This is a genomic window from Flavobacterium niveum (assembly GCF_055231775.1).
In genome coordinates this window covers 1-3,584 of the sequence record NZ_JBUYSX010000013.1, presented here as the reverse complement: position 1 = coordinate 3,584, position 3,584 = coordinate 1, and the positions used below count along the sequence as shown (strand labels likewise).

Annotated in this window: 1 pseudogene; it reads left to right on the top strand. The window is 54.0% G+C overall.

Annotation, left to right across the window (positions count from 1 at the left end):
- Nucleotides 1-3,584: pseudogene (locus ACZIX4_RS19895) on the top strand (hypothetical protein); the annotation flags it as partial.

The window sequence follows — 3,584 nt, the reverse complement described above, 5'->3', positions numbered from 1 at the left end:
GATTACATTTTGTGTGACGATACAGCCCCTGCACTGGATGGCGTTGAGACATTTGACTTAACGACGAAGAATACAGAAGCGACAACGGATGCGACTGATACGGTAACGTACTACACGAGCAACACCGATGCCCAGCAAGGAGTAAACTGGATACAGAACCCTACGGCGTTCCAGAACACCACGCCGGATGAGCAACAGATCTGGGTAAGGGTAGAAACAGTACACGGTTGTTGGGATACCGACAGCTTTAAGCTGATTGTTAACCCGCTTCCGCAAGCGGATTTAACCACGCCGGTATTCTATGCGTGTGAAGAAAACCCGGGCGAAGGCTTGTTTGACCTTACACTGGTAACCCCGGTAATCACCAGCGGGCAGCCGGGCTATTCGGTAGCGTACTATGCCGATGCAGCCACAACACAGCTGATCCCTACGGATGCACCATATTTAACAGCAGACACCACGATTTACGCCTTGGTAACCGATGTGGTAACGGGTTGTGATATCATCGCAGCAGTAAGCCTTGACGTGCAGCCAGCGCCGATAGCACCAACACCGACACCACTTGAGGAGTGTGACTTCAACAACGATTTTGTAACCACCTTCAACCTTCAGGAAGCGCTGGATGAAATCCAGGCGGCTATGGGCAGTGGCGTATGGCTGAGCATCCACGAGACTGAAGAAGACGCGAACTTTAACAACGGAGCGGGCAGTAACCCGTTAACCGGCAACATCACCGAATACACCAACGTACTGGCCAATACCACAGGCGGCATCCAGCCGCTGTACATCACGGTACACTCAGAAACGACAGATTGTTACGATGTAGTAGAGCTGCAGCTGATTGTACACCCTGTACCGGTAGCCACCGACCCATTGGAAGACTTCCCGATGTGCGACAACGGCCAGGATGATACCGACGGTATTGCGATTTTCGACCTAACGACCTACCAGGCCACGGTGCTTAACACCATGGACCCTGCGCAGTACAGCGTAAGCTACCACCAGACACAAAGTGAAGCCCAACTTGGGACCAATGCGATACAAAACCCTGCACTGTACCAATCACAAACCGGCACAGTCTACATCAGGGTAACCAATAACGCCACGGGCTGCTACGACATCGTAGCGCTGAACCTTGTGGTGAACCCGCTGCCGGAGGTAAACCAGCCGGCACCGTACAGCCTTTGTGACGTGAATGCACCGGGCGATGAGAAAGAAATCTTTGACCTGACGAGCAAAATAGCAGAAATCACCGGTGGGGTGGATGGAGTAGAAGTAACCTTCTACCACACCAACGCCGATGCGGTAGCCATGACAAACCCAATCACGAACCCTGCAAGCTACCAGAACATTGTAAATGGGGTGGAGCCAATCTTTGTGAGGGTAACCGACAACGATACGGGCTGTTACAGGATAGTGCTTATGGACATCAGGGTAGAGCCGCTACCGCAGCTTACCCTTCCAACGGCAGCAGACCTTACAGTATGTGACACCAACGGTTCGGGCTATGGCAACTTCGACCTTGATGCCTTAACAGAGGGCATGATAAATAACGGTGTAGGCCTTACCGTAGCGTTCTACCACACGGCCCAGGATGCAGCCCTTGGCTACAACCCGATAAGCAACACAGCCAACTACCAGAACCAGGTAGCCTACAACCAGACGATTTATGTAGTAGCCACCAATACGGTAACCGGCTGTAAGAGCAGCGTGTATGCACTAAACCTTGTGGTAGCCCCTGCACCGCTTGTAGTATCGCTGCCTGACCTTACCCAGTGTGACGATGAGGACAGCGACAACTACGACGGCCAGATGGTGTTTGACCTTACGGCACAAAACGCGGTAATCGAGGCCCAGCTACAGGTAGCCGCAGGCACGTATACCATACACTACTTTGCACAGGAGGACTGGGCAGAAGCCGGTACCCCGAGGATTACCGTGCCGCAAAGCTACTTCGGTACCGACGGGCAAACCATCTGGGTGAGGATAGAAGTACCGGGTACCGAGTGTTACCAGGTATCGAGCTTCGAGCTTAACGTAAGCGAGCCACAGGAACTTGCCACACCAACGGTATACACCAAGTGTGACGAAGACCTTCCGAACGACGGGTTTACAAGCTTTGACCTTACTACGAAAAACGATTACATCCTGACGCCATACGGCATAGGTGAGGGCAATGTTGTAGAATACTTCGAGAGCGAAGCAGCCATGGAGAACAACACCCCGATTACCACACCGGAGGGCTATACCAACATTGTAAACCCACAAGACCTGTACGTAAGGGTAACCACCCCTGAGGGCTGTGAGAGCTACAGCTTCCTGACCCTAAGGGTAACCCCGCTTCCGACACCGAATACATCGCCGGAGGCACTGGAGCTGTGTGACGTAACCACCCCGGGTGACGGTATCGAGGTATTCGACCTTACCGAAGCGGACAACAACATCCTGGCCAACGACAGCCAGAGCCAGATAGCGTACTACACCACCGAGGCAGCCGCCTGGGCCGGTGATACCACAGTAGCAGAATACATAGCTACCCCAACAACCTACAGCAACACCACGGCATGGGCCGACACGGTATGGGCAAGGATCAGCCTGATTGGCAGTGAGCCAAGCGACCCGGGCTGTGTGCAGGTAGTAGCACTGCCACTTGTGGTGAACCCGCTGCCACCGGTATTCAACAGCGCAGGCCAGGTATACCCTTATGCGATATGCTCGCCGGCGAGTACAGGTACAGCTACGTTCTACATGATGGACCACGTAAGCAACATCCTTACCCAGGCAGGGCTGGACCCGCTGGATTATACCATAAGGTTCTACTACGACATGGCAGCATACAACGCAGGTACGGCACTGCCGCACGTGTACACCAACACCACGCCGAACGCGCAGCCGGTACTGGTATACGTACAGAATAAAGACACGGAGTGTTTTATCCTTGCCACCATGTTCCTGTATGCCGAGCAGGCCGCAGTAGCCAACACGGCCAACGCCCTGTTTGAATGCGACTACGACGGTACCAACGACGGATACTACACAGCGTTTGACCTTACGGTACAAAACGCCGACATACTGGGCAGCCAGCCTGCCAGCGGCTTCAGTGTAGACTACTACACCAGCCAGGCAGCAGCAGAAGCAGCCGACACGACATCTGCGGACTACATCGCTACCCCGGCAGCGTTTGTAAACACCAGCAACCCACAAACGGTGTGGGCAGTGGTAACCAACCTGTCAACTACAGCACCGTGCAGGGATGTTACCAGCTTTGAGGTGAGCGTAGGCATCCTGCCGGAGCCATCAATCAGCAGTGAGGATGACGACATCTACGTATGTTTAAGCTACCCAGACCGCACCCCGCTTAAAACCCTTACGCTGTACAGCAATGCAGCAGCAGCAGGCTATACCTACCAGTGGTACAAGGACGGCGTAGCCATAGCGGGTGCCACAGGCCAGGACTACGCAGCCGTAGAAGCCGGTATCTATACCGTTACGGTATGGAGCGCAGACAGCTGCCAGTCGGACCCAATCACAGGCTTCGAGGTATTTGAATCAGGCCCTGCAACACCGGTGAGCGAACCGGGTTA